Annotated in this window: 19 protein-coding genes; 9 read left to right on the top strand and 10 right to left on the bottom strand. The window is 69.5% G+C overall.

Annotation, left to right across the window (positions count from 1 at the left end):
- Positions 1 to 19 precede the first annotated feature (19 nt).
- From VHA73_10890 to VHA73_10880, 3 genes are read right to left on the bottom strand one after another with little or no spacing between them, the layout of a single operon-like run.
- Entirely contained in the window at positions 20 to 2,926 is a 2,907-nt protein-coding gene (locus VHA73_10890) for a branched-chain amino acid ABC transporter permease/ATP-binding protein (protein HVX18526.1), read from the bottom strand.
- Between the two features lie 4 nt (positions 2,927 to 2,930).
- Positions 2,931 to 5,117, bottom strand: a complete 2,187-nt coding sequence (locus VHA73_10885; GenBank protein HVX18525.1) for an MFS transporter — start codon at positions 5,115 to 5,117, stop codon at positions 2,931 to 2,933.
- A gap of 9 nt (positions 5,118 to 5,126) precedes the next feature.
- Positions 5,127 to 6,431: an ABC transporter substrate-binding protein gene (locus tag VHA73_10880; GenBank protein ID HVX18524.1), complete on the bottom strand. Its 1,305-nt coding sequence runs from the start codon at positions 6,429 to 6,431 to the stop codon at positions 5,127 to 5,129.
- Positions 6,432 to 6,693: 262 nt separating this feature from the next.
- Between VHA73_10880 and VHA73_10875 the strand changes: the two genes are divergently transcribed.
- Positions 6,694 to 7,896, top strand: coding sequence for a family 1 glycosylhydrolase (locus VHA73_10875; protein ID HVX18523.1), 1,203 nt, complete (start codon positions 6,694 to 6,696; stop codon positions 7,894 to 7,896).
- A complete protein-coding gene (locus VHA73_10870; protein ID HVX18522.1) occupies positions 7,893 to 8,531 on the top strand; it encodes a TetR/AcrR family transcriptional regulator in 639 nt (212 codons plus the stop codon). The genes VHA73_10875 and VHA73_10870 overlap by 4 nt, the downstream gene beginning before the upstream one ends.
- A gap of 88 nt (positions 8,532 to 8,619) precedes the next feature.
- On the opposite strand, the gene VHA73_10865 is transcribed toward VHA73_10870, so the two are convergent.
- The gene (locus VHA73_10865; protein ID HVX18521.1) at positions 8,620 to 10,170 is read right to left on the bottom strand and encodes a sulfatase; all 1,551 of its coding nucleotides are present in this window, start codon (positions 10,168 to 10,170) and stop codon (positions 8,620 to 8,622) included.
- A 113-nt stretch (positions 10,171 to 10,283) separates the two neighbouring features.
- On the opposite strand from VHA73_10865, the gene VHA73_10860 reads away from it, so the two are divergent.
- The gene (locus VHA73_10860; GenBank protein HVX18520.1) at positions 10,284 to 10,631 is read left to right on the top strand and encodes a hypothetical protein; all 348 of its coding nucleotides are present in this window, start codon (positions 10,284 to 10,286) and stop codon (positions 10,629 to 10,631) included.
- A 62-nt stretch (positions 10,632 to 10,693) separates the two neighbouring features.
- Here the strand turns inward: VHA73_10860 and VHA73_10855 are convergent, their stop codons facing one another.
- Positions 10,694 to 11,944, bottom strand: coding sequence for a CoA transferase (locus VHA73_10855; GenBank protein ID HVX18519.1), 1,251 nt, complete (start codon positions 11,942 to 11,944; stop codon positions 10,694 to 10,696).
- A 69-nt stretch (positions 11,945 to 12,013) separates the two neighbouring features.
- Between VHA73_10855 and VHA73_10850 the strand changes: the two genes are divergently transcribed.
- A complete protein-coding gene (locus VHA73_10850; GenBank protein HVX18518.1) occupies positions 12,014 to 13,444 on the top strand; it encodes an OB-fold domain-containing protein in 1,431 nt (476 codons plus the stop codon).
- 9 nt (positions 13,445 to 13,453) lie between these two features.
- Positions 13,454 to 14,644 carry an acetyl-CoA acetyltransferase gene (locus VHA73_10845; protein HVX18517.1) on the top strand — a complete coding sequence of 397 codons (1,191 nt, stop codon included), beginning with the start codon at positions 13,454 to 13,456 and terminating at the stop codon, positions 14,642 to 14,644.
- A 70-nt stretch (positions 14,645 to 14,714) separates the two neighbouring features.
- Here VHA73_10845 and VHA73_10840 read toward each other — a convergent pair whose 3' ends face one another.
- Complete coding sequence (locus VHA73_10840) at positions 14,715 to 15,233, bottom strand: DoxX family protein (protein HVX18516.1); 519 nt, start codon at positions 15,231 to 15,233, stop codon at positions 14,715 to 14,717.
- Between the two features lie 48 nt (positions 15,234 to 15,281).
- On the opposite strand from VHA73_10840, the gene VHA73_10835 reads away from it, so the two are divergent.
- Entirely contained in the window at positions 15,282 to 16,124 is an 843-nt protein-coding gene (locus VHA73_10835) for an enoyl-CoA hydratase-related protein (GenBank protein HVX18515.1), read from the top strand.
- A gap of 51 nt (positions 16,125 to 16,175) precedes the next feature.
- Here the strand turns inward: VHA73_10835 and VHA73_10830 are convergent, their stop codons facing one another.
- The gene (locus VHA73_10830) at positions 16,176 to 17,672 is read right to left on the bottom strand and encodes an MFS transporter (GenBank protein HVX18514.1); all 1,497 of its coding nucleotides are present in this window, start codon (positions 17,670 to 17,672) and stop codon (positions 16,176 to 16,178) included.
- A 63-nt stretch (positions 17,673 to 17,735) separates the two neighbouring features.
- Here VHA73_10830 and VHA73_10825 point away from each other — a divergent pair, with 63 nt between their 5' ends.
- The 3 genes from VHA73_10825 to VHA73_10815 all read left to right on the top strand — a co-directional run bounded on the left by VHA73_10825 (position 17,736) and on the right by VHA73_10815 (position 21,438).
- Positions 17,736 to 19,106, top strand: coding sequence for a phosphotransferase family protein (locus tag VHA73_10825; GenBank protein ID HVX18513.1), 1,371 nt, complete (start codon positions 17,736 to 17,738; stop codon positions 19,104 to 19,106).
- Positions 19,107 to 19,168: 62 nt separating this feature from the next.
- Positions 19,169 to 20,956, top strand: coding sequence for an MFS transporter (locus tag VHA73_10820; GenBank protein ID HVX18512.1), 1,788 nt, complete (start codon positions 19,169 to 19,171; stop codon positions 20,954 to 20,956).
- A complete protein-coding gene (locus VHA73_10815) occupies positions 20,953 to 21,438 on the top strand; it encodes a MerR family transcriptional regulator (GenBank protein ID HVX18511.1) in 486 nt (161 codons plus the stop codon). The genes VHA73_10820 and VHA73_10815 overlap by 4 nt, the downstream gene beginning before the upstream one ends.
- 103 nt (positions 21,439 to 21,541) lie before the next feature.
- On the opposite strand, the gene VHA73_10810 is transcribed toward VHA73_10815, so the two are convergent.
- The 3 genes from VHA73_10810 to VHA73_10800 form a co-directional block, all read right to left on the bottom strand.
- A complete protein-coding gene (locus VHA73_10810) occupies positions 21,542 to 22,048 on the bottom strand; it encodes a hypothetical protein (protein ID HVX18510.1) in 507 nt (168 codons plus the stop codon).
- Between the two features lie 423 nt (positions 22,049 to 22,471).
- Complete coding sequence (locus tag VHA73_10805; GenBank protein ID HVX18509.1) at positions 22,472 to 22,867, bottom strand: hypothetical protein; 396 nt, start codon at positions 22,865 to 22,867, stop codon at positions 22,472 to 22,474.
- Positions 22,868 to 23,002: 135 nt separating this feature from the next.
- Positions 23,003 to 25,804: an RHS repeat-associated core domain-containing protein gene (locus tag VHA73_10800; protein ID HVX18508.1), complete on the bottom strand. Its 2,802-nt coding sequence runs from the start codon at positions 25,802 to 25,804 to the stop codon at positions 23,003 to 23,005.
- Positions 25,805 to 25,815: the final 11 nt, after the last annotated feature.

Genomic DNA, 25,815 nt, shown 5'->3' with positions numbered 1-25,815 from the left:
CGGGTCACCGCCGGGTACCTCATCGGGTGCCTGCGGTCTGCGGTCGAGCGGCATCGCTGCGGTCGATCGCACGCGCGTCGGTGCCGAGGTAGCTGGCGATCACCCGCGGATCCTCGCGCACGCGCGCCGGTGGACCTTCGGCGATGACACGGCCGGCTTCGAGGCAGTACACCCGGTCCGACATCGACATGATCAGCGGCATGTCGTGCTCGACGATCAGCAGCGACGCCCCGAGCTCGCGCCGGATGGCCAACAGCAATGGCCCGAAGGCCTCCGTCTCGCGCTGCGCCACGCCCGCAGTCGGCTCGTCGAGGCACAGCACATCGGGATCGAGGGCGAGCACGCCGGCCAGCTCGACGATCCGGCGCGTACCGGTCGACAGGTCCGAGACGAATGAGTCCGCGTAGCGACCGAGCCCGAGGAAGTCGATCAGCTCGGCGGCTTCGGCGGCCTTGCGGCGCTCCGCGGCACCGGCCGGCGGGTACGCGAACGCGGTGGCCAACATGCTCGTGCGGCTGCGGGCTTCCAGGGCGACCATCACGGTGTCGCGCACGGTGAGCTCGGGGAACAGGTTGGCGGCTTGGAAGGTGCGCCCCAAACCAAGACGAGCCCGGCGGTGCGGTGCCATGCCGTCCACGCGGGTGCCGTGCACCCACACCTCGCCCTCGGCGCGCACGTAGCCGCCGACCGCGTTGAGCAGCGTCGACTTCCCCGCGCCGTTGGTGCCGATCAGCCCGACCACTTCTCCGCGTCGCACCGTGATCGACGCGCCGTCGACTGCCCGCACCCCGCCGAAGTGCACCTTGATCTCGTTCGCCGCCAGGGCGGCGGTCGCCTCGGCCGCTTCCCCTTCCCCGCGCTCGCCCGGTGCACCAGGTGCGCCAGCCGCGTCACTTGCGTCACCGGCCGCCAGCCGGGGCGATCGGCGCGTCGGCACCGCGGGTGCGCGAACGCGCTCGACTTCGGGAGCACGCTTGGCCGCCCACGCGAACACGGCGTCGCGGGCCCAGTAGCCGATCTGCACCAGGCCGCCGGGGAAGTACAGCAACAGCAACAGCAGGCCGATGCTCGAGCTGAACAGGGGCACCAGGTCGTTGTCGGGGAAGAACGCGGGAAGACCCTTGACCCACAGCGCCCCGAGGAGCGGCCCCGCCACCGACCCGAGCCCGCCGATCACCGCGATCGCCACCACGTCGAGCGAGTCGCCGACCACGAAGAGCTGGTTGGTGTTGATGTTCTGGCTGAGCAGGCCGAGCAACGCGCCGCCGAGCGCAGCGATCGCCCCCGACACCGCGAAGCCGGCGAGCTTCGTGCGGGTGGGGTTGACGGTGTACCCCGAGGCCGTGGCCTGGTTGTCGCGCACCGCCACCAAGGCGCGACCAGGTCCGCGGCGACGCAGCCGCGCCACCACCGACATCACCACCGCGAAGACGCCCAGCACGACCCAGTAGAAGGTGCGCTGCTCGGTGAGGTCGAGGCTGAACAACGTCCCGCGCGGCGCGCGGATCGGAGGCTGCAACCCGCCAGTGAACACGGCGAAGTGGAACAGGTCCTGCTGCGCGGCATACGCGAACACGAACGTCGAGACGCCGAGCAGCAAGCCGCGGATGCGCAAGGCGCCGACGCCGATGAGGGTGGCCACCGCGGCAGTGACCAGGGTCATGATCAACACCGCGACCGGCATCGACAAGTGCGGTACTTGGATCTTCAGCACCTGCCCGCCGGGCAGACCGATGTGGTACGTCGCGCCGCGCACGAGCGTGGCCGTGCCGAGCGCCGCCACGCCGGCGAACGCCATCTGCCCCAGCGACAGCTGGCCCGACCAGCCGGTGATGACCGAGACCGACAACGCCACCAGCGCGAAGCACAGGATCGACGCGTACAGGTACGAACGCGTGGGCGCCGTCGCGATCAGGGGCGCGGCGACACCGATCGCCAAGGCCACCATGAACAAGATGCGGCCGTGGTACCGCACCCACCAGCGGTCGCGGATCGCCATCGGGATCGGTTTGGAGCGAGGCGCGAACGAGAACACGGCGCCCGTGTCGGCTGCCTGGCGGCGCGCCTGCCAGAACACCGCGACGAGCACGGCCAGCAGCAGCCACGACTCGAAGCGCCCGGGGTCGGTCACTGCGTGGAACTGCACGACCGCTTCCACCAGGCCGACCGCGATCCCGGCGAGCAGCGAGCGCGAGAACGACGCCATGCCCGCCAAGACCGCCACGATCAGACCCCGCGTCAGAGTGGCCGGCCCGAGCGTCGCGACTTGGGTGACTTGGCCGGTTCGCCCGGCGATCAAGATCAGCGACACGGTCGAGATCAGGCCCGCGATCGCCCACACGGCGCTCGACACGAGTTTGGGGTTGATGCCCGACATGCGCGACAGGTCGGGGTTGTCGGCCGACGCGGCCACCGAGCGGCCGAACCGGGTGCGCGCCATGAGCCAGCTGAGGGCGCCGGCCACCAACGGCACGGTGACCAGCGTCATGAGGTCGGGGCCCGACAGCTCGACGCTGCCGAGGTGGAGCGACCGACCCCACGCGGTGGGGTATGCCGCGTGCAGCTCGGTGATGTCGGGGAGCGCCATCGTGAGCGCCAGGGCGAGCTGGGCCAGCCCGATGGTGGCCACCAACAAGATGACGCGCGGCGCGTGGAACAACCGCCGTATCACGATCAGCTCCGCCGCGAGTGCGAACGCCGTGCCGGCGAGCAGCGCGACCACCACCGACAACCAGTACGGGAAGTGGTACTGGACGCCGAGCAGCATCACCAGCGCGGCGCCGGGCAGGCCCATCGCGCCCACCGCGAAGTTGATGACTCTCGTCGAGCGGTACACGAGCACCACGCCCATACCCACCAGGCCGTACACGAGGCCGTTGATCAGGCCGTCGGCCAGCACCTGCGTCGGGGCGATCGCCGCCAGCACGGGTTCACCGGCCTCCGAGGAACACCGCGCGGGCCAGGTCGTCGCGCGCGGCCAGCTCGCGCGCGTCGCCGTCGAAACGCACCGCGCCCTTCTCGAGGAACACGGCGCGGTCCGCTACTTGCAACGCGATGTTCAGCGACTGCTCCACGATCACCATCGTCTGGCCCGACCCCTTGAGACGCTCGATGACGCCGAGCAGGTCCTCGACCACCGCAGGAGCGAGGCCGAGCGACAGCTCGTCGATGAGCAGCAGTTCGGGGTCGTGGAGCAGCACCCGGGCGAGGGCCAGCTGCTGCTGCTGGCCACCCGACAGGGTGCCGGCGCCCTGCTTGGCGTGCGCGCGCAAGTCGGGGAACAGCTCCCACACGCGCTCGACGCGCGCCGCACGCACCGGCCGGTCGAGCACGTAGGACGCCACTTCGAGGTTCTCGGCCACGCTCAGCGACGGGAACACGCCCTTGCCACCCGGGAGCAGTTGGATGCCCATCGCGATGCGTTGCTCGGGCGACGTGAACGTGATCGTGCGGCCGTTGAGGCGCACCGCGCCGGCCGACGGCGTGCCCAGGCCCGCCACCACGCGCAAGATGGTCGACTTGCCGGCGCCGTTGGTGCCGAGCAGGGCGAGCGTCTCGCCTCTCGCGACCTGCAAGTCGACGCCGAACAGCACTTGCACGTTGCCGTAGCTGAAATCGATGTCCGACAGCGCCAGGGCCGGGATCGTCTCCGGGTCGGCGAGCTGACGCTCGCGCTCCGCCTGCTCGTCGCGGATGTCGGCCACGATCATCTGCAAGTCGGCGTCGATCGACCACGAACCGCGGAGCAACAGCAACGTGGCCACGACGGCCGACGGGATGGCGCAGATCATGATCGCGGGACCGTCGCCGAGTGACGAGGCCAGTGCCGAGCCGATCAGCGAGCCCCCGACCGCGCCGAACAAGAAGATGTAGATGGCCGCGTACGCGATGCCGAGTGAGCGCAACCGGTACGGGATCACGCCTTGCACGATCGGGGCCACCATGGCGAACGCGGTTGCCGTGAGCACCGTGCCGGGTGCCATCACGACCGTGAAGGCCACGGCATTGGGCATGTTGAACTGCAGCGGCGTGAGCAAGGCGGCCGGCAAGATCAACAGGGCCAGGATCCGCATCGCCCGCGGCGGGCTCACGCGGTACAGCGCGTCGAACCGCTTGCCGGTGAACGGCAGCACGAAGATCACCAGCGCACCGCCGCACGACGCGACCAAGCCGCGATGGAACGCGTCGAGCCCGTAGTTGTCGCGCAAGAAGAAGTTGGTGAGCGAGACCATCGGGAACAGCTGGAACCCGATGGCGGCGAACGCCAACGCCAAGGTGCGCAGCGTCTTGATCTGGTTGAGGCGGGCGAACGCCATCTCGATCGAGATCGGCACCTCGACGTCGGCGGCGGGCGCGCCCCCGATCACCGATTCGCGTTCCCACCGGCCCCGCACCGGTTCTTTCATCTTGAACGCCAGCAACGACACGGCGGCCACGGGGATCGCCAGCAAGATGAACGACCATCGCCATCCGCCTTCGGCCGCGCCGCCGAACAGGGCCGCGATGCCGCCGACCAGCACCGGGCTGGCGGCGCCGGCGATACGACCGACCGTGCCGTTGAACGACGCCATGCGGCCGCGGATGCCGATCGGGTAGGCGTCGGCGAGGATCGCCGAGTGCACCGGGATCGTGTGCGCTTGCGACACGCCCACACCGAAGCGCGTCCAGAACAGCATGAACGCGTTGACCGCCGCGCCGGACAGCGCGGCCATGGCACTGAAGACCAATCCGCAGATGCCCACCAGCGGGGACCGACGGACCCGGTCGGCGAGCCAGGCCATCGGCACCACGCCGAGTACCACGAACGCGGCCGACGCCGACGTGACGAACACGATCACGCCCTCGCTGACGCCCAGCGACTTGCCGATGTCGGGGCCGAGCACGGCCATGCCCGCGGCCTCGAGCTGGTCGAGGCTGTTCATCAGCACCAAGACGACGAACGTGAACGCCCCGCCACCGGCGGCGAGCCCGGCCCACAGCGAGCGCTCCTGCTCCCCGACTCCCGGCAGGACGGACTCGTCGATGTCCCTGTCGACCTCACCTGCTGACCCGAGACGCTCGTCCTCGGCGTCGAGCAGGCCGTGGGTCAGGGTCGAGAGCCCGCTCGCGTCGTCCATCTCAGCCGATCACTTGTCGAGCACGAACGAGGTGCTCGCGTGGTCGTAGTGCCACGTCCGCATCGGCGCCCCGGTCGTCCACTTGGTTGGGCTGAGCGAGGCGTGCGGGATGGCAGTGACCGAGAACGACTTGAGCTTGGCGAGCCCGTCGACGATCGACTGCGATGAGAGGTTGGGCCCCGCCGCGGTGAGCACTTTGACCGTCAGCTGCCAGATCTGGCACACGTTGCTGAGCTGCCCGTAGCCCTTGGAGCTCGGGTTCTCCTTCTTCGATTCCGTGTCGCTGGGCTTCACGTTCAAGTTGGAGTTGTCGTTGATCGCCTTGATGCAGACCAGGTAGCCGGGGTCACGCTCGAGCGTTGCCGAGTCGCCCGACGACACCACGAGGATCGCCCCGTCGAGCGAGGAGGCCTTGGTGAGACCGAAGTTCGTGAGCGCGTCGGCGCCGATCGCCTGACCGTTGGTGAAGATGATCTTGGGGTGGTAGCTGGTGAGCCGCTGCAACCCGGGAACCACCACACCCATGCCCGACCAGAACACCACCGTGTCGGCACCGTCGGCTTGGAAGCGCTGCATGATGCGGTCGAAGTCGCTACCGGCCTGTACGGCATCGGTGGTCTGGGGCAGCTTGGCCTTCGAGACCACCTTGACACCGCCCCCTTCCAGCGTGGGCAACAGGTTCGTGTTGATCACCGAGTCGGGGGTGTCCGAGTCCCAGAACACCGCGACCTTCTTGTGCTCGAGCGTGCCGTTGTCGATCAGCTTCTTCATCGCGACCGACGCGTTGTTGGCGTCGCCATTGCCGGTCGTGAGGTACGGGGCCTTCGAGCGCTGCTGACGCTCGGGGTTCAGGCCCCACGCGCTGAAGTACGGGATGGCGTGGGTTTCGGTGACGCACAGCGCGTTGTCGCCCAGGTACGCGCCCATCACGGCGAAGACCTTGTCGTCCTCGGTGAGCTCGCGGCAGCTCTTCTCGCTGTCTTCGGTGCCGATCGGCATGAAGAGGCGCTTCTTCAGCACGACTTTGCGACCGTGGATGCCGCCCTTGTTGTTCACCGAAGCGGCCAGTGCGTCGAAGATCCCGTCTGGCAGCGCGCCTTCGAGATCGACGCCGTACTGCTCCTTCACCTTCTCGAAGTCGATCATCGCCACGCCGAGCGTGACGGTGTCCTTGGTGACACCCTGCTTGGGCGTCGTGGCGAAGTGCCGCGCGGCGACGGCGGTAGCGGACCCGCTGTCGCTGCTCGTGGCGTTCTTGTCGCTCGACACCGAGCAGCCAGCCATCAGCGTGACCGCCAGGGCGACGGCGACCACGCCCCCGATCCTGGATCGTGAACCGTGCATGTGTCCCCCCACGAGGTGAGTCCCGCGTCCAACCTGGTCCGCCGATATTCTTACATCTATAAGAATTCGTTTGGCAAGCGTCTCCGCGGGTGCGGCGATCACGGATCGCGGGCCGGTGGCCTCGTGCCAGCCTGAAAACATCGTGGGCTGGCACGGTCTGCGCTATATTCTTACACTCGTAAGAATTCGTTGTCCCGAGCAAGGCGCACACGTCGACACCGGGGGATGCCTCATGACGAGCGACCAGTTCCCAGCAGGGTTCCTGTTCGGCGCGTCGACCGCCGCGCACCAGATCGAAGGCGGCAACGTCAACAGCGACTTCTGGCGCATCGAGCACCAGCCGAACAGCCCGATGAAGGAGCCCAGCGGTGACGCCGCCGACAGCTACCACCGCTGGCGCGACGACCTCGATCTGGTCGCGGACCTGGGCTTCAACGCGTACCGCTTCAGCATCGAGTGGGCGCGGATCGAGCCGGAGCCAGGCGTGTTCTCCAGAGCCGAGCTCCTGCACTACGGCCGCATCGTCGACGGGTGCCGCGCGCGCGGCATCGAACCCGTGATCACGTTGCACCACTTCACGAGCCCGCATTGGCTGACGGGTGAGGGGGGTTGGGGCGCCGACACCGTGGCCGACCGCTTCGCTGCCTACGTGCACGCCCTGCGACCGATCCTCGACGGCGTGCGCTGGGTGGTCACCATCAACGAACCGAACATGGTGGCGATCATGGGCCGCTTCATCACCGGCGGCTCTTCCGACGACCTCGAAGGGTTCGTCGGACCCCTCCCGCCACCGGACCCCGCCATGCGCGACGCCACCATCGCGGCGCATCGCGCGGCACGCGACGTGCTCCACCGCGATCACCCCGACATGAAAGTCGGTTGGTCGATCGCCAACCAGGTGGTGCACGCGCGGCCGGGCGGCGAGCAGCTCGCGGCCAGGTACTCCGCAACGGTGAACGACCCCTTCCTCGAGGTGAGCCGCGACGACGACTTCGTGGGCGTGCAGTCGTACACCCGCACGGTGTTCGGGCCAGACGGCGAGATTCGCGACGACCCTGAGGACGAGCGGACGCTCACCGGCTGGGAGTACTACCCGCCCGCAGCCGGCGACGCGGTGCGCCAAGCCCGCGACGTGGTCGGCGACGTGCCGATCCTGATCACCGAGAACGGCATCGCCACCGACGACGATGACCGTCGCATCGCCTACACCCAAGGCGCGCTCGACAGCCTGCTCGCCGCCATGGCCGACGGTGCCGACGTGCGCGGCTACCTGCACTGGAGCTTGCTCGACAACTACGAGTGGGGCTCGTACCGACCCACGTTCGGGCTGGTCAGCTGGGATCCGAACACGTTCGACCGCACCGCGAAGCCGTCGGCCCGGTGGCTCGGCCAGGTGGCCCGAGCTCGCCGCCTCACCGCAGCGGCGAGCTCATGACCACGAACCGCCCACGCAAGACGCGGCGCCGGGCGACGGCCGGAGCCGACGACCGCAGCCGCCAACCGCGCGGCGATGCCCGCCGCCAGCAGATCCTCGACAGCGCGGTGGAGCTGTTCGCCGCCAACGGCTACCGGGGCACGGGGATCGCAGCCTTGGCCGACAAGGTGGGCATGACCGCGCCCGGGCTCCTCTACTACTTCGGCACCAAGGAACGGCTGCTCCAGGAAGTCATGGAGGAACGCCAGCGTGCCGAAGGGCAGGACCTGCCGTCGATCGAGGAGTTCACGCTCGACACGATCAGGGAGATCGCGCGCCACAACGTGGAGACGGCCGTGTTCACGCGGCTGTACGTGGTGCTCGGCGCGGAGAACCTCGATCGCGACGACCCGCTCCACGACTTCTTCACCGAGCGCTATGCGGCGGGTCGTGCCGTGGCGCGCGAGACCTTGCTCGCCGAGCAACGCCGCGGCGTCATCGATGCCACGATCGACGTCGACCTGCTGGCCGCGGAGATCCTCGCGGTGCTCATGGGGCTGGAGATCCAGTGGCTCGTCGACCCCGCCAACGTCGACCTGGTCGCGACCGTCGACGCCTACATCGATCGCCTCAGCCGCGAGTTGGAGCGCGACTGACCTTCGCAGGCCGTCGTGGCCCCGCAACCCAGGATCGCTTGCTTCGGCGAGGCAGCCGCGCGCACTGCCGGAGCGCGCCGAGCACGGCTCATGCGGGCTTCAGCTTGCCGGCGAGCTTCGGGTTGAGGCTGGCGAACGCTTCGATGAGCGCGTCGGAGATCGCGGGCCGCACGTCGAGATCGGCGGCGTAACGCTCGGCCAACAGGTCAGCCCATTGGCCGCGGCCGGTGGTGCGCAGCCGTTCGAGGTAGGCACGCAGCCTCCCCCGGGTGTGAAAGGGACCGCCCTCGGCCATCACGATCACGAGCGGGTCGACGTGGTCGACGCTTGCTGCGAGCTGCTCGGTGATCCATCGGTCGAGCTGCTGCGACGCCGCCATCACGAGCTCGGGGCGCTCCCCCGCCAAGTCGTGCTGTTCGTGGGGGTCGGTCGAGAGGTCGAACAGCATCTCGTCGGCCCAGTCGTGGTAGCCGCTGTGCATCGTGCGGAGGTACAGGTGGTCGCCGGTGCGCAATCCCCGCTGGCACGACCACGCCCCTTGCGAGGTCACCAGGAACTCGCGGCCCTCCTCGCGCCCGTCGCGCAGGGCCGCCGCGAACGACGTGCCGTCCCACACCGCCGGCGGGGTCGCACCGGCGAGCTCGGTCACGGTGGCGCCCACGTCGAGGTGGTAGTGGAGCGAGCGGTCGACGCCCACCGGCACGCCTGGCCCGCGCAGGATCATCGGGATGTGCGCGGTGGCCTCGTCGGCCGCTTGGTGGTCGGCGTACACACCGAGCTCGCCGAACCCCTCGCCATGATCTGACGCGACCATCACGAGCGTGTCGTCGAGGGCAGAGACCTCGTCGAGCTTCGACAGCACGCGCCCGACGTGGTCGTCCGCGTAGCGGATGCCGACGTCGTAACCGTCGAACATCACCTTCACGGCCGGGAGGTCGGCAAGGTCGATCGGCTGGCGCGCGCCGGCGTCACCGAACTCATCGGGACGGAAGCCGAACGGCTCTTGCGCCGAGTGCGGCCCCGGCAGACCCCAATGCCGCGCGCGCACGTCCTCCGTGTACCAGGCAGGGATCGGGTCGCCCTCGAAGGGGTTTCCGAACGCCGGGGGCGTGTTGTACGGCGTGTGCGGGTCCCACAGGTGCACGTGGCAGAACCAGTGGTCTTCGCGGCCGTGGCGGTCGATCCAGCCGAGCACGTCGGGCACGACTCGGTCTGCCGTCTCGCCGCCCATGCCCCGCGACGCGTCGATCATCTCCTGGAACCCGACGGTCCACCACGTGGCCGCGTGCCGGATCGGGAAGCTCGAGAACGACGCGGTCCGGTAGCCCTTCCAGAAGAACCGTGCGGCCCACGACTGCACGGACAGCTCGGACAGGAAGCTGCGCTGCGCGCCTTCAGGAGCGAGGTCGAGGTTGGCGCCCCGACCACCGTGGTTGACCACACCGGTCTGGATGCCGAACCGGCCGGTGATCAAGGCCGTGCGACTCGGCAGGCACGGCACGTCGGAGGCGTAGACGTTGTCGAAGCGAGTCCCCGCGGCGGCGAGCGCGTCGATGTTGGGGCTGGTGTCGCGGTGATAGCCGTAGCAGCCGAGGTGGTCCGGCCGCAGCGTGTCGATGTCGAAGTAGATGATCCGCATCGGTCGCCCCCAATATCCGAACGATCGTTAGAATTATAGGCGCGAGATCGACGGCGTCGAGCTGGGCGTCGTCGACAGACGTGGCGGGTTCGGGGCCGGTAGCCTCGCGGCCAATGGGCGATGCGATGCTTTACGACGACGGCAACATCGCGTGTGACGACGACGGCGTGTTGATCCGCTGGTACTACCTCTGGGGTCCCAAGCGGGTGCGGTACTCGTCGATCAAGTGGGTCCGTGAGTGGCCGCTCGGCGTGGTGCGGGGCAAGTGGCGGCTGTGGGGCTCCGGCGACCTCACCCACTGGTACAACCTCGACACCGGCCGGCCCCGCAAGTCGACCGCTCTCGTGCTCGACGTCGAGGGGAACCGGCTCCGGCCGGCGATCACGCCGAAGGATCCTGCTGCCGTACAGCGAATCTTGGAGGAGCACGGCGTCAAGGTCGACGACAGCCCACCGCCGTAGCCCCCGACCACGGAACCGGCCGACGACCGCGTCGGCGGGCGAGGATCGCGCCGCGCGGGCGTTCAGGCGATGACGCCTGCCGCGCGCAGCTCGGCCAGCGCGGCTTCGTCGAGACCCAACTCGGTCGCCAGCACCGTGTCGGTGTGCTCCCCCAACCACGGCACCCGAGTCTCGGGACCTTCCGCGACGCTCGACAACTTGATCGGGTTGCCCGGCACCAGCACCGGATCGGCCACGCCGTCGCTGCGCTCGCACTCGACCAGCATGTGGCGGTCGCGCACGTGGGGGTCGGCGATCACGTCGGGCGCGGCGTTGCAAGGCCCGGCGGCCAGGCCCACCGCAGCGAGCTCGCGGCACACGTCGCCCTTCGAGCGGCCGTGCGCCCACGCCTCGACGGCCGGGCGGATCACGTCGTCGAGGTGGTCGGCCCAACCCTGCCGCGTGGCGAAGCGCGGGTCGTCGAGCCACTCGGGGCATCCCACCGTTCGCGCCAGGAGCTCGAACTGGTGCTCACGGCCGACCTGCACGATGAACCAGCCGTCATCCGCGCGGAAGCCGTCCATGATCAGCGGCAGGTGCCGCCCCGGCTGCGGGCGCAGGCCCATCGACCAGAAGTTCGTCACCAGATCGGTCATCGAGACCATGGCGTCGTACATCGCGACGTCGAGGTACTGGCCGCGACCGGTTGCGTCACGATGGCGGAGCGCAGCCAGGATGCCGACGGCCGCGAACAGCGCGGAGCCGATGTCGCCGAGGCCGCCGACGGGGTTGACGACCGGCGGGCGACCCGGCTCGGCCTTGTAGTCGTAGATGCCCGACATGGCCTCGGCGATCGCCGCGTACGCCGGCCAGTCGCGATACGGGGACTCGGTGGTGTTCCCGAACCCCGACACCGACACGTAGACCACGGCCGGCCAACGCGCCGAGACCGCCTCGTAGCCCAGACCCATGCGGTCCATGGTCCCGGCCTTGAAGTTCTCGGCCACCACGTCGAATCGCCCGGCGAGGTCGAGGAACAGGTCCCGTCCGCGCTCGCTCTTCAAGTCGAGCGTGACCGACCGCTTCCCCAAGTTGTTGCGCAAGAACGTGGCACCGACCTTCTCGCCGGTCGGCGCTTCCATGAACGGGACTGCACCACGTCCGGACTCGCCGCCTTTGGGCGACTCGACCTTGACCACGTCGGCGCCGAGTCGTGCCAGCAGCTGCGTTGCGAACGGGAGCGACTGCATCTGCTCCGCTGCCAGCACGCGCACACCGTCGAGCGGCTTGCCGAACGGTGCTGCTTCGGCGTTGGCGATGTCTCCGAGACGCATGCCCGGATCGTATATTCACCGCCTCCGCCAATCTGACGGACCGTCAGACGGGACCCTAAGCTGAACGGAATGCAGGGCATCATCAGCGCCGCTGGCTACGTCCCCCACCACCGCCTCGACCGGGCCAAGATCGCCGAGGTCATGGGGACCGGCGGCGGCAAGGGCACCCGCGCCGTGGCCAGCTACGACGAGGACACCACCACGCTTGCCGTGGCCGCCGGACGCCTCGCGCTGGCCGCCGCGCCCGCGGGCGCCTCACAGCTCGAAGCGCTCACCTTGGCCACTTCGAGCCCCGTGTACCTCGACAAGACCAACGCGGGGGTGGTGCACGCTGCCCTGCGACTCGACAGCGCCACGGCAGCGTACGACCTCGGGGGCGGGATCCGCTCCGGTGTCGGCGCGCTGCGGGCCGCGCTGCGGCCCGGGGGGGCGACGTTGGTCGTCGCCAGCGACATCCGCACGGGCCTGCCCACCTCCGGCGATGAAGCGGCCGGCGGCGACGCGGCGGCCGCGCTGCTGGTGGGCGACGACTCGGCCAGGCCGGTCATCGCCGAGCTGGTCGGCCAGGGATCGGCCACCCGTGAGTTCCTCGACCAGTGGCGCACGCCGGGCGACAGCCGCCCCCGGCACTGGGAGGAGCGCTTCGCCGAGACGCAGTACGGGCCGCTCGTCGACTTGGCGTGGTACGACGCGCTGAAGGACGCCGGGCTCGCCCCGGCCGACGTCACCACGTTGATCGTCGCCGGCTCGCACACCCGCGCCGTGAAGGCCGCCCAGCGCAAGCTCGGGGCCGAGCCCGCGAAGGTCGCCGACGACCTCACCGCGAGCGTCGGGAACCCGGCCACCGCGCAGGCCGCTCTGCTGCTGGCCAACGAGCTCGAGCAGTGCGGGCCGGGCGACGTGCTCGCGCTGGTGTCGCTGGCCGACGGCGTCGACGTGCTGATCTTCCGAGCCACCCCCGCCATCGCCTCCTGGCGGCCGGCTCGCACCGTGGCCGCGCAGATCGCGACCGGCGACGCTGGTCTCCCCTACGCCAAGTTCCTCTCGTGGCGGGGCATGGTGACCGTCGAGCCACCCCGCCGCCCCGAGCCTGCACGGATGTCCGCCTCGGCCGCCGGTCGCAGCTTCGACTGGAAGTACGGCTTCGTCGGATCGCGCGACCGCCAGAGCGGCGCGCTGCACCTCCCGCCGGCCCGGGTGTCGTGGCAGGGCGGGGGGGTTGACGACATGGAGCCTGCGCCGATGGCCGACGTCGAGGGCACGATCGTCGCGTTCACGGTCGACCGGCTGGTGTACTCCCCCAGCCCGCCCGTGGTCTTCGCGGTGGTCGACTTCGACGGTGGCGGCAGACTGCCGATGGAGCTCACCGATGTCGCCGCCACCGAAGTTCGGGTCGGCGACCGTGTCGAGATGACCTTCCGCCGGCTCAACACCGGCGACACCATCGCCAACTACTTCTGGAAGGCGCACCCGGTGACCACCACACCGGCCGGCGACTGAGGAGCATCCATGGGATCGCATGGCATCCGAGACCGAGTCGCCATCGTCGGCGCGAGCTGCACGCCGTTTCGCGAGCACTGGGACAAAGGCCTCGACGACCTGATCATCGACGCGGCCGAAGGGTGCTACCAGTCGGCCGGGGTCGCCAAGGACGACGTCGACGCGTACTGGTTCGGCACCGCACAGTCGGCCATGAGCGGCCTCGCCCTCGGGTCACCGCTGAAGCTGCACAACAAGCCCGTCACCCGTGTCGAGAACATGTGCGCCACCGGCTCGGAGGCGCTGCGCCAAGCGGCGTACGCGGTCGCGTCCGGCGCGTACGACGTGGCGATGGCCGTCGGCGCCGAGAAAGTGAAGGATGGCGGCTACCAGGGCCTCAACGCCTTCCCGATCCCGAACGACGGCACGGCCCGCAGCCTCACCGCGGCGGCGATGTTCAGCTTGATCCTTCCGGCGTACTCGCAGCGCTACGGCGTCGATGAGGACGAGCTGCGTCGGGTGGTGGCCCGGATCGCCTCCAAGAACCACGCCAACGGAGCGCGCAACCCGCTGGCCCAGTTCCGCAAGGAGATGTCGGTCGACGCGATCTGCAACATGGCCGCGGTCGCCGGGCGTCTCGGCGTGTTCGACTGTGCCGGCGTCGCGGACGGCGCGGCGGCCGCGATCGTGGTGCGGGCCGAGGATGCGCACCGCTACACCGACAAGCCGATCTACATCAAAGCCCTGTCGATGGTGGCCGGCAACGGCTCGGGCATGCTCGACCCCGACTACGACTACACGACGCTCAGCGAGTGCGCCGCTGCGGCCGACGACGCGTACGCGCAAGCCGGGATCACCGACCCCCGCCACGAGCTCGCACTGGCCGAAGTGCACGACTGCTTCACCCCCACCGAGCTGGTGCTCATGGAGGACCTGCGGTTCTCCGAGCGCGGCCAGGCCTACAAGGACGTCACCGCCGGCGTGTTCGACCTCACCGGCGAGCTGCCCGTGAACACCGACGGCGGCCTGAAGAGCTTCGGCCACCCCGTCGGAGCGTCGGGCCTTCGCATGCTGTACGAGGTGTGGCTCCAGCTCCGCAAGGAAGTGCCCGACGAGCGGGCGGTGCGCAACGACCGCACGCTCGCGCTGACCCACAACCTCGGCGGCTACCCCGGCGAGATGGTCAGCTTCGTCGGCATCTGGGGGTCGGAGCTGAGCTGAGGACCTGCGCGGACCCTTCCGCGCCTGCATTCCCGCTGCCACGGTCGGTTTTCACGCGCAGTTCGGGGATCTAGTCGGTGGACTTCGCCGGAGGGCGGTAGCAGGCAGCGAGGAGGGCGACGGCGCCGCCGACACCTCCGACCACCGCGATGAGCAGGCCGGGCCAGCCGTTGAGCGAGGTCCAGATGCCGAGCTTGTCGTCGAGCGACCACTGGCCAGCGCCGGTGACGGCGAGGGCGACGCCGATCGTGGCGAGGATGACGTTGTACTCGTAGCCCGACTTCACGATGAAGAATCCGTTCGGCCGGTGCACCGTGTAGTACGCGACGCACATCAGGCCGACGAACCCGGCGCCCGCGAACGGGGTGAGCAACCCGACGGCGAGCAAGATGCCGGAGATCATCTCCATCGACGCGGCCATCACGGCTTGCAACTTGCCGGGTCGCATGCCCATCGAGTCGAACCACGCGGCGGTTCCCGGGATGCGCCCGCCGCCGAAGAACTTGTTGTAGCCGTGCGCGGCCAACGTGAGGCCGATCACGACCCGCAGGATCAGCAGGCCGAGGTTCAAAGCATCGAGATCGCTCATGCCCGCAGTCTGTCAGCCGTCGCCACCTGGTCGGTACGATCGGCCGCCGTGACCGACCAGACCCCTTCCGCCGACCGCCCGCTCGACGAGCAGGTCCGACACCGCCTCGATGGCGCGGTGGCGTGGATCACGCTCGACCGGCCCGACGTGAAGAACGCCATCTCGCCCGACCAACGCAACCGGGTGATCGACCTGCTCGACGCGGCGAGCGGCGACCACCACGTGCGAGCGGTCGTGCTGACGGCCACCGGCGACGCGTTCTGCACCGGCGCCGACCTCCGGGCATCGCAGCCGACGGTCCCCAAGCCCGATCACGCCCCCGAACAGCCGGTCGGCACCGTCCGGCGCATGATCCGAACCGGCGCGCAGCGCCTCGTCACCAGCGTCCTCGACTGCGACAAGCCGGTGATCGCCGCTGTCAACGGCACCGCCGCCGGCATCGGCGCGCACTTGGCATTGGCCGCCGACCTCGTGATCGCGGTCGAGTCGGCCCGCTTCATCGAGGTCTTCGTTCGCCGCGCGCTGGTTCCCGACGGCGGCGGCGCGTACCTGCTCCCCCGTCTCGTCGGCATGCACAAGGCGAAGGAGCTGATGTTCTTCGGCGACAGCGTCCGCGCCACCGAGGCGCTCGAACTCGGCCTGATCAACCGGGTCGTGCCCGACGGCGAGCTCCATGCTGCCGCCAGCGAATGGGCCGACCGCCTCGCCGACGGCCCGACGCACAGCATCGCGCTCACCAAGTGGCTGTTGAACCGGTCGCTCGAGTCCGACCGCGACACGGCGCTCGCGGCAGAAGCGTGGGCGCAGGAGATGAACATGGGCTCGGTCGACGCGCAAGAAGGCGTGCAGTCGTTCATCGAGCGCCGCACGCCGACGTACCAGGGCTGGTAGCCACCCGACGTCAGCCAGCCGGGGGACGCACCTACCTGCCGGGGCCAGAGGTCAGCGCGGCGCCGTGGTGCCCACAGAGTCGGGCTCGTCACCGCCGCCGGCCCCCACACCAGCGTCGAGGCCGGCCTCGATCGAGTCCGACCCGTCGGCGGCGTGGTCGTGGACCCGGGCCGCCTCGTGCTCGGCCTCGCGGGCCTGCTGCTCCTGCATGGCCGTCACGATCGCCTCGAAGATCTTGGCGGCGTCCGCGTCGAGGTGCTCGCGGGCCCGCAACAAGATGAACGCACCGATGAACACGGGTGGGCTCATCAACAAGAACGCCACGCGGTAGTTGCCGCCGAACGCGCCGGCGAGCGGGAACACGACCAGCGACGACACGCCTTGGCCGAGGATCACCGACGTGAGGTTGAAGAACCCGAAGCCGGAGCCTCGCAAGTTGGCCGGGACCGCATCGGTGAGCCCCGCGCGCAGGGCGGGGATCGCCATGCAGATGATGAAGAAGCCGACGATCTCGAGCGGGTACGCGAACTTGAACGGCAGCCGCAGGTAGCTGATCGCGAACAGGGCATTGCCGACGAACAGGCAGTAGGCGGGGATGGCCATGCGGGCGCCGCGGATCTTGGTCATGTACCGGTCGGCGAACCGGCCGCCGAGCAGCACGCCGGGGATGCCGCCGAGCAGTACGAGCAGCGCGACCAACGCTTCCGCCGAGCCGGTCTTCACGTGGAGCTGGCGTTCGTAGAACTGCGGCATGGCCGCGGCGATCGCGGTGATGGTGAACAACAGCGACGCCACGCCCACGAGCGCGTAGCGCATCGTGGTGATCCCGAGGATCGTGCGGGCATCCGCGCGCAGCCCGCCGACCATGTCGCGGGTGAACGCCCGGAAACCGTCCTCGAACAGCGGCTCGTCAGGCTCGTCGTGCAGGTGGTGCGCGCCGACGTGGGCTCGGTCGGACTCGCCCCGCTTGGGCTCGCGCAGCCGGTAGACGAACAGTGCGATCACGACGCCTGGCGTGCCGACCAGCAGGAAGGCCCAGCGCCAACCCAGCGTGTTGCCGACGATGCCGCCGAGGCCGATGCCCAGCGCGAACCCGACGAAGAACAGGCATTGCTGCACGGAGAACGCGAGCCCGCGCTTCTCTGCGCTGTAGAAGTCGCCGAGCAGGCTGGCAGCCGACGGTTCGGTGATGGCCTGGCCGAAGCCGAGCGCGCTGCGGACGCCGAGCAGCACCCCGTAGTTGGGCGACGCGGCGGTGAGCGCGGTGAGGCCCGACCACCCGATGATCGTGTGGCCGATCGTGCGGCTGCGGTTCCAACGGTCGGCCAGGTAGCCAGCCGGCACGGTGATCAGCCCGTTGACGACCACGAAGCACGACAGCAACAAGCCGATCTGCAAGTCGGTGACGTGCAGCCGCGGATCCTTCTGCAGGGGCGTCACCACGCCACGCACGATGTTCTGGTCGACCTGGTCGATCATGATGACGAGCCCGAGCAGCCACATCGGCCACGGCGCGTCGACGCTGGTGTCCCTCCCCCGAGTCCCCACGGGCGAAAGTGTGCCATTTCGGGCACCGCCGCCGGAACTCGCGACATGCCTACGCTGCAAACCATGGCCGACGACACCGCCCCGCTCACCGCCGCGCTCGCCGCGCTCATGCAGGGCGAGGTGACCGGCCTCGCACGCCTCACCGGTGGCGCGTCGCGCGAGACCTGGTCCGCCACGGTGCGCACCGCGAGCGGCGATCGCCGGGTGATCCTGCAGCGCACGAGCACGCCGAGCGGCATGAGCTCCCAGGGCGTCGACATGGCCGGCGAAGCGGCGCTGGTGCGGGCCGCGCACGCCGCAGGGGTGCCCACTGCCGAGGTGCTCGCCGCGTCGGGCGACCCCGACCTGCCGGCGGATGCGGGCGCGCTCGGCACGTCGTGGGCGCTGTGCGACCACGTCGACGGAGAGACGATCGCGCGGCGCATCCTGCGCGACGACCGTTACGCCACGGCCCGGACGCGTGTCGTCGACCAGGCGGCCGACGCGCTGGCGCGCATCCACCGCCTGCCCACGGAGACGGCGCCACAGCAGACCATCACCGACCCGGTGGCCCGCTTCCGCAGCGCGCTCGACTTGTTCGGCGAGCCGCATGCCGCGCTCGAGTTGGGCCTGCGCTGGCTCGACCAGCACCGGCCCGGCGAAGTCGGGCCGTGTGTCGTGCACGGCGACTTCCGGCTCGGCAACTGGATCGTCGACGACGACGGGTTGGCTGCCGTGGTCGACTGGGAGCTCGCGCACCTCGGCGACCCAGGCGAGGACCTGGGTTGGATGTGCGTGCGGGCGTGGCGGTTCGGGGGCGCCGGTGCCGCCGCGGGGTTGGGCAGCCACGAGCAGCTCCTCGACTCCTACCTGGCCGCCGGCGGGCTGCCCCTCACGCTCGACGACCTGCGGTGGTGGGAGGCGTACGGGACGCTTGCGTGGGGGGTGATGTGCATCGCGCAGGCCTCGCGCCACCGCAGCGGATACGTGCGATCGGTCGAGCTGGCTGCGATCGGGCGACGGGTCTGCGAGAACGAACACGACCTCCTCGCGTTGCTGCCCGGCCCGGCCCTCACGGACCTGCCCGCCCCCGCCGCCACGGTCGGCCACCCCGAAGCGCCGCACGACGTGCCGAGCGCGGTCGAGCTCCTCGACGCAGTGGCAGGCTTCCTGCGCGACGACGTGATGGGCGCCACCAGCGGCCGGGTGCAGTTCCACACCCGGGTGGCCGCCAACGTGGTCGACCAGGTCCGCCGCCAGATCGAGATGGGCTCGTCGCAAGCTGCCGCGCACCGCGATCGTCTGGCGGCGCTCGGGTTCGCCGACGACGGCGCGCTCGCCGCCGCGATCCGGGCCGGCGAGCTCGACGACCGCTTCGACGAGGTGAAAGCCGCGGTGTGGGCGTCGGTGCGCGACAAGCTCGCCGTCGCGCACCCCGACTACGAGCGAATTTGACGCGCACGTGAAGTTCTCCGGTAGCTTTACGTCGACGTAAAGTTTTCTCCCCGGAGCCACCCGTGCACCAAGACGCAGCCCAGCCAGCCGACCGCTACAAGTGGACGGCGCTGTCGAACACCACCCTCGGGATCTTCATGGCCGCGCTCGACAGCTCGATCGTGTTGATCTCGCTGCCGGCGATCTTCCGTGGCATCCACCTCGATCCTCTGCAGCCCTCGAACATCGGCTACCTGCTGTGGATGCTGATGGGTTACCTGGTGGTCACGGCCGTGTTGGTGGTGACGTTCGGGCGCCTCGGCGACATCTACGGCCGGGTCCGCATGTACAACGCGGGGTTCTTGATCTTCTCGGTGGCCTCGCTCGCGCTGTCGTTGTGCCCGTGGACCGGCGGCGGTGGCGCCATGTGGCTGATCGTCTTTCGGATCGTGCAAGGCGTCGGCGGTGCGTTGTTGATGGCCAACTCGACGGCGATCCTCACCGACGCCTTCCCGGTGGCGGAGCGCGGCATGGCCATGGGCATCAACGTGGTGGCCGGCATCTCCGGGTCGTTCGTGGGTCTGATCGTCGGCGGCTTGCTCGCCGACGTCGACTGGCGAGCCGTGTTCTGGATCAACGTGCCGATCGGTCTGTTCGGCACCGTGTGGGCGTACCTCAAGCTCCGCGAGGTCGGCACCACGACCGAGGCCAAAGTCGACTGGTGGGGCAACCTCACGTTCGGCGTCGGGCTCGTGATGATCCTGATCGGCCTCACGTACGGGTTGATGCCCCACGGTGGCGGCGACATGGGCTGGACCGGCCCGTGGGTCCTGTTCGAGCTGATCGGTGGCGCCGCCGTGCTCTTGGTGTTCTGCTACATCGAGACCCGCGTCGCGCAACCGATGTTCCACTTGAAGCTGTTCCGGATCCGCGCGTTCGCGATGGGCAACGCCGCCAGCCTGCTGTCGTCGATCGGCCGCGGCGGCCTGCAGTTCATGTTGATCATCTGGCTGCAGGGGATCTGGCTCCCGCTGCACGGCTACAACTTCGTCGACACGCCACTGTGGGCCGGCATCTACATGCTGCCCCTGACGGCTGGCTTCCTCGTGTCCGGCCCGGCGTCGGGCTGGTTGTCGGACCGCTACGGCGCGCGGCCGTTCGCAACCGGCGGCATGTTCCTCGCGGCGGCGAGCTTCGGGCTGCTGATGTTGCTCCCCACCGACTTCACGTTCTGGGTGTTCGCCCTGTTGTTGTTGCTCAACGGCACCGGCATGGGCCTGTTCGCCGCACCCAACACCACCGGCATCATGAACAGCGTGCCCGCGAACCAGCGCGGCGCCGCCTCCGGCATGCGCGCCACCTTCCAGAACACCGGGATGGTGCTGTCGATCGGCGTGTTCTTCTCCCTGATGATCGTGGGCATGGCGGCGTCGCTGCCCGGCGCGATCCGTGCGGGCTTCGAAGCCCACAACGTCCCGGCCGTGCCCACCGCGGTCATCAGCGGCGAACCACCTGTCGGATCGCTGTTCGCTGCGTTCCTCGGCTACAACCCGGTGGAATCCATGCTCGAGCAGGTGCCGGCCACCAAGCCTGTGGCCGGGCAGGCTGCGCCGCCCACCGCGTACGAGTGGATGCACCAGCACCACCCGAAGGACCTCGCCGTGCTCACCGGCAAGAAGTTCTTCCCGAAGCTGATCGGCAAGCCGTTCCTGAACGGTCTGCGCATCGCGTTCACCGCGTCGCTGATCATGTGCCTGATCGCCGCATGGGCGTCGTGGATGCGCGGCGCGAAGTACGTGCACTCGGAGGACGAGGAGTCCACCGGGGAGGCCCTCGCCGAGTCGTTGCCCGACGAGTGGGTGCCCGCGTGAGCCGCGACACGCACGCCGTCGACCCCGACGTCACCGCAGCCGACCCCACGCTCCGCATCGGAGCCGCAGCCGAGCGAGCCGGCGTCTCCACCCGGACCCTGCGCTACTACCAGGAAGTCGGCCTGCTGGAACCGTCCGGCCGCAGCCCCGGTGGCGACCGTCGCTACTCCGAAGCCGATCTCGAACGGCTCGCCCGGATCCTGCGACTGCGCGACGTGATGGGCTTCGACCTCGATCGCATCCGCGTGATCCTCGCCGCCGACGACCGGATCCTCGAGCTCCGTTCGGAGGTGCGGGCGGGTGTGTCGCAGACCCGCCGGCGCGAGATCGTCCACGAGGCCATCGAGCTCAACCACCACCAGCGCGAGCTGGTGCGCGAGAAGCTCCAGCTCCTCCAGGCCTTCAACGACGAGCTCGAGGCCACCGCCGAGCGCTACCGAGCCAAGGCCGACGAGCTCGGCGTCACCATCGTCGAGCCCTGACGCCCGTGGCGGCGGTGGTCCCGGTCGATCACCACCGCCACCTGCTCACCCGCTCAACGCAACGCCGCGGCCAGCTGCTCGACCGCCCGCCACCGCCAGCCGCTCAACGCAACGTCGCGGCCAACTGCTCGACCAGCCCCACGATCTCGCGGGCACACGCCGAGAACGTGTCGGCGTCGCCGCCACCAGGATCCACCACTTCCTCCCAGCCGCCGAGCTCGACCTCGGCGAGGTGCAGGCCCGCCACTCGCTTGCCGAGCGGCCCGGCCGTGCCGGGAAGGTCGCGACACAATCGCTTCAACGTGGCGGTCCGCGCCGCGGCCGACGGCTGCTCGCGGCGCACCCAGCTCACATGCTCCGGCGCCAGTCCCACCACCAGCGCGGCCCGCGCCAGGTCGCCCGGTGCCACTTGACGACTCAGGTGGCGCGGCACCGTCAGTCCCACCGACTCGAGCGCCTTGCGGGTACGCCAGCTCATCGGCTGACCGTCGATGGTGAGCGTGCCGGCGGTCTCGATCTCGGCGTCGGGGAGGTGGGCGCGCAGGGCCGCGCCAGCCATCACCGAGCGAGCCGCGTTGCCGGTGCAGAGGAACAGGATGTGGTCGCGCACCTCGCCAGGCTGACCGCACCCGCACCCGCCCGTCGAGTGGCGGCCTCGAGACCATGCCAACCGGGCCGTCGACATTGACCGAAGAGAAGGAGATCCGTGCCGGGAGCGTGGCCGCCGCCGGATCACCGCCGATCAGGCTTGGCGTGGGGCGCGGCAGGTGCTGACAACCAGGCCCGTGGCAGGGATCCAGAGGAAGGCGTTGCAGCCGACTCGGAGCCAGGACGGGCCCCAGAGAGTGCCGACGCCGAGGAGGACGAGAGCGATCACCCACGACACCCCGTCGGTCCTGGCTATCGACCGCACGGTCCGATTCGTGAAGAAGGACGGCGCGGTCCCGAGGAACAGTGCTGCCGCGAACGGAACAGACTGCAATCCCGCCCTGCTGGCTCAACCAGCGAGCCCGCGCCGGCTCAGCGATGCCGATCAGCGCCACCGGGCCGGTCGGCCGACGGTAACGCACCTGAGGATCGTCACGAATAGCAGCACCGTGAAGACCACCTGCGCGATCAGGCTTGCGCTGATGTGCTCGCCGCTCACCAGCCGGGCGATCAAGATGACAATCGATGGGACGCCGAGAACGCACACCAGCACGGCGATGAACCTCGACGGAGAGTTCAAGCGCGGTCCCGGGGGAGGGCCGAAGTCTGACACGGACTCCGAGGTTGAGGCGACCAGGTCTGCGGGAGCGACGAACGGCTTCGGCCCGGTTGAACGCTCGGCGCGAAGTCCGACCACGTACCGGCGAAGCCCCAAGAGCGACCACGCTGCCGTGGCCACCGCCATGAGCAACACGATGACACCAACGATCCAGACGCCCACGACGAGTCCGAAGATCCCGACGCCTGCCGCAAGGCAGATCAGTGCGAACCAAGCCAGGACCGCAGCCTGCCCCTGGAGTGGTGTCGCCTTGCGAAAATCTCGAATCCACCCTCGCGTTCGTGGGGCCACGCTGACCTACCTCGTTCGATGGATAATGACAACGTAACCGGCGCCAGCGATACAGCCGACACCTCCGCCTATGACCGGTGCCTCTGGGCCCGTATAGAGTGCAGTGTATAGTCCTACATATGCACCCGCTGCGCCGCCTGTTTGGCAGGCGATGGCCATTTCGTGCGCCTCGATGATGAGATTGGCCAGCGGTCTGATAGTCGACGCTCCGACCTTCACCATGTCCCATGCTGCCTTCCCTACTGTGCGCGATGTGCTCAGCAGGCCGGCGTGAGGGCTGGTGTATGCACTGATCGCGGCGACACGGAGCGACGGCGCGCCCTGATGTCCGACGTACTTCTCAATTCCCTCGCGGCGTAGTCGAGCGTTCTGCCGAGCAACTCCGGCGATGGCGCCTTGGTGGCCGTGGTTGCAGTTGGCGGTGCCGGTGGCGCCGCATGGCATGTACATGCCGGTCAGGTCGGTTCCGTTGACTGGGTTTTGGTTGGTGTAGTCGTAGTTGTTGGCGGAGCCGCCGGGGATGGGGTCGACGGTGAGGAATCTGCCGAGTTGCGGGTCATACGGTCGGGCGCCCATCTCGATGGTGGGTCGTAGCCCCCCTTGGTGTTCGACGGGGCGGGTTTTGGTGCCGAGCCAGGCGTAGTCGTAGTCGCCGGGGAGATCGTCGGCGACGCCGGTGAGGGGGTTGCCGAACGGGTCATACCGCAGCGTCGCGCCCACCTTGGTGCCGGTGTTGTTGGTGGTGGCGGTGACGTCGCCGTGGATGTTCGGGTAGCTCCACGTGTCACCGCTGGCTTGGCGGGTGACGGTCACGCCGCCCGGCAACCCGACCATCCGGGCGGTGACCGCCCCGGTGTTGTCGAGGACCGCGACGGGGCTGTCACCACCGGTCGCGTAGCTGTAGGCGACCGTCGTGCCCGCGGCGGTGCGGTCAACCACCCGGTCTGTGGCGTCGCGCTGGTAGGTGACGGTGGTGGCCCCGGCGGTGGTGGAGGTGTGGCGGTCTGCGTCGTCCCAGTTGTAGGTGTCGCCACCGAGCGTGGTGGTGTTGCCGTGCCCGTCATAGCCTACGGTCCCGACCGGCGTGGCGCCTGACGTGGAGGCGAGGCGGTCACCGGGCCCGTAGCAGTAGTCGGTGGTGGCGCCATCGATGGTCACCGACGACCGGTTGGAGTCCGCGCCCGGATCCGCCATCGCGCCTGCGCCACACCCCGGGGTCGTGCCGTACACGTAATGCAGCGTAGAAGACCCCCCACCACTACCCGTGGTGACCGACGCGTCGGTCAGGCGGCCAGCGGTGTCATACGCGAACGTGGAGGTCGCCGCGCCCGAGGTGGCGTCGACTCGTTCGGCCACCACTCGGCCTGACTGGGAGTATCCCGATCCCGACGCGGACGCGACCTGATCGGAGGTGATGACCCCGCCTGGGCCTGTGGCGGTCAACGAGTCGGTGCGGCCGTCGGCGTCGCGCCCGACCGTGAGCGTGGTGCCGTTGCCGCCGTTACCGGCCCCTGTGGGGTAGGCGACCGAGGCAAGGTCGAAGTGCGCGTCGTAGGTCACCTGGGCGACCACGGCGCCGTCCCACGACTGCGATGTCTCCCGGCCGCCGGCGTCATAGGTGAACGCGACCGGGCCTTGGGGTCCCGCGGTCGCGGTGACCCGGCCGGCCTGGTCATAGGTTGTGGTCGACGTCTGGTTCTTCGCGTCGGTGTAGGACACGGTGCGGCCCAACAGGTCGACACGGGTGGTGATCGTGCCGGCCGGGTCGCTCACTGATGTCACCAACGGGTCGCCGGCCACCGCGTAGTCAGACGTGACGGTGCGGTCCGGGTAGGTCACCGACGTCGGTCGGCCGCGGTCGTCGTAGCTGGTGCACACCCATCCCGCGTCGCCGTCGGTCCGTGACGCGATCTGCCGGCCGTGGTCGTCGCGGATCTGGCGTTCCACCCGGCCGTCGGGGTTGGTGGTCGTGTCGAGGCCGCCACGCTGCGGCCATGCCGTCGTGCCCCCACAACCCGTCGCCGCCACAGTCTCGGACGCGCCGTAATAGCCGTAGGTCGTGGCCTCACCGCTCGGCATGGTCGACGACTTCAACCGGTAGAAGTTCCCGTCGCCACGCGCCCCGAAGTCGCTGCCCGACACCAGGTCCAACCCGGTGGGGTCGACGGCCTGGCTGGTAGCCAACAGGTTCGACGGATTCTGGTATGACGTCCGGGTCGACCCGGGCGGCGAACCCGCCGTCGAGTCATCCACGCTCGACGAGGTCGCCAGGTTGTAGCGGGGCACCAGCATGCCGGTCGGCGCGTACAGGCCCGTCACGCCCGGCGGCGTGTAACGCACGTACACGCCGGCGGGTTGGGTGGTGGACCCGGACTTGGTGGTGTGGAACATGACGGTCATGCGGTGGCGGCCGGCTGTCAACGCAATCGTGCCCTTGGGGCCGGACGTGACCTGGCCGGCGGAGACGCCGCGGTCGTCGATGTACACCTCGGCCCAGCCGGTGTTCGACCCTGCGATCGGGGTGCCGAACCCGTAGGTGCCGGTCGTCGGGATCTGGATGTCGCCGGTCCAGCGCACCGAGAAGTCGCCGCCCGCGGCCATGCCCGGCGGGCGCAGCGTCCCGAAGTCGGCGTCCATGATGTTGCCCGCTCTTGCGGTGGCTGCGGTGGGCCTCGACCTGGTGCGCCCGAGGCGAGTCGCCGCTCTACGCCATCGAGGCCGCCGGGAATCGCGCTCAGGGTCTCGCCGGCTGCCGAATGAAGCGCGATGGCCGGCTTGCGGTGCGGTTCGCGGAGAGATCCCTGTCAAGAGCCTGTGCG

This window comes from Acidimicrobiales bacterium (genome assembly GCA_035547835.1).
Classification (GTDB): domain Bacteria; phylum Actinomycetota; class Acidimicrobiia; order Acidimicrobiales; family Iamiaceae; genus DASZTW01.
The sequence above is the reverse complement of the archived record's forward strand: the minus strand, read 5'-3'. Positions and strand labels throughout refer to the sequence as shown.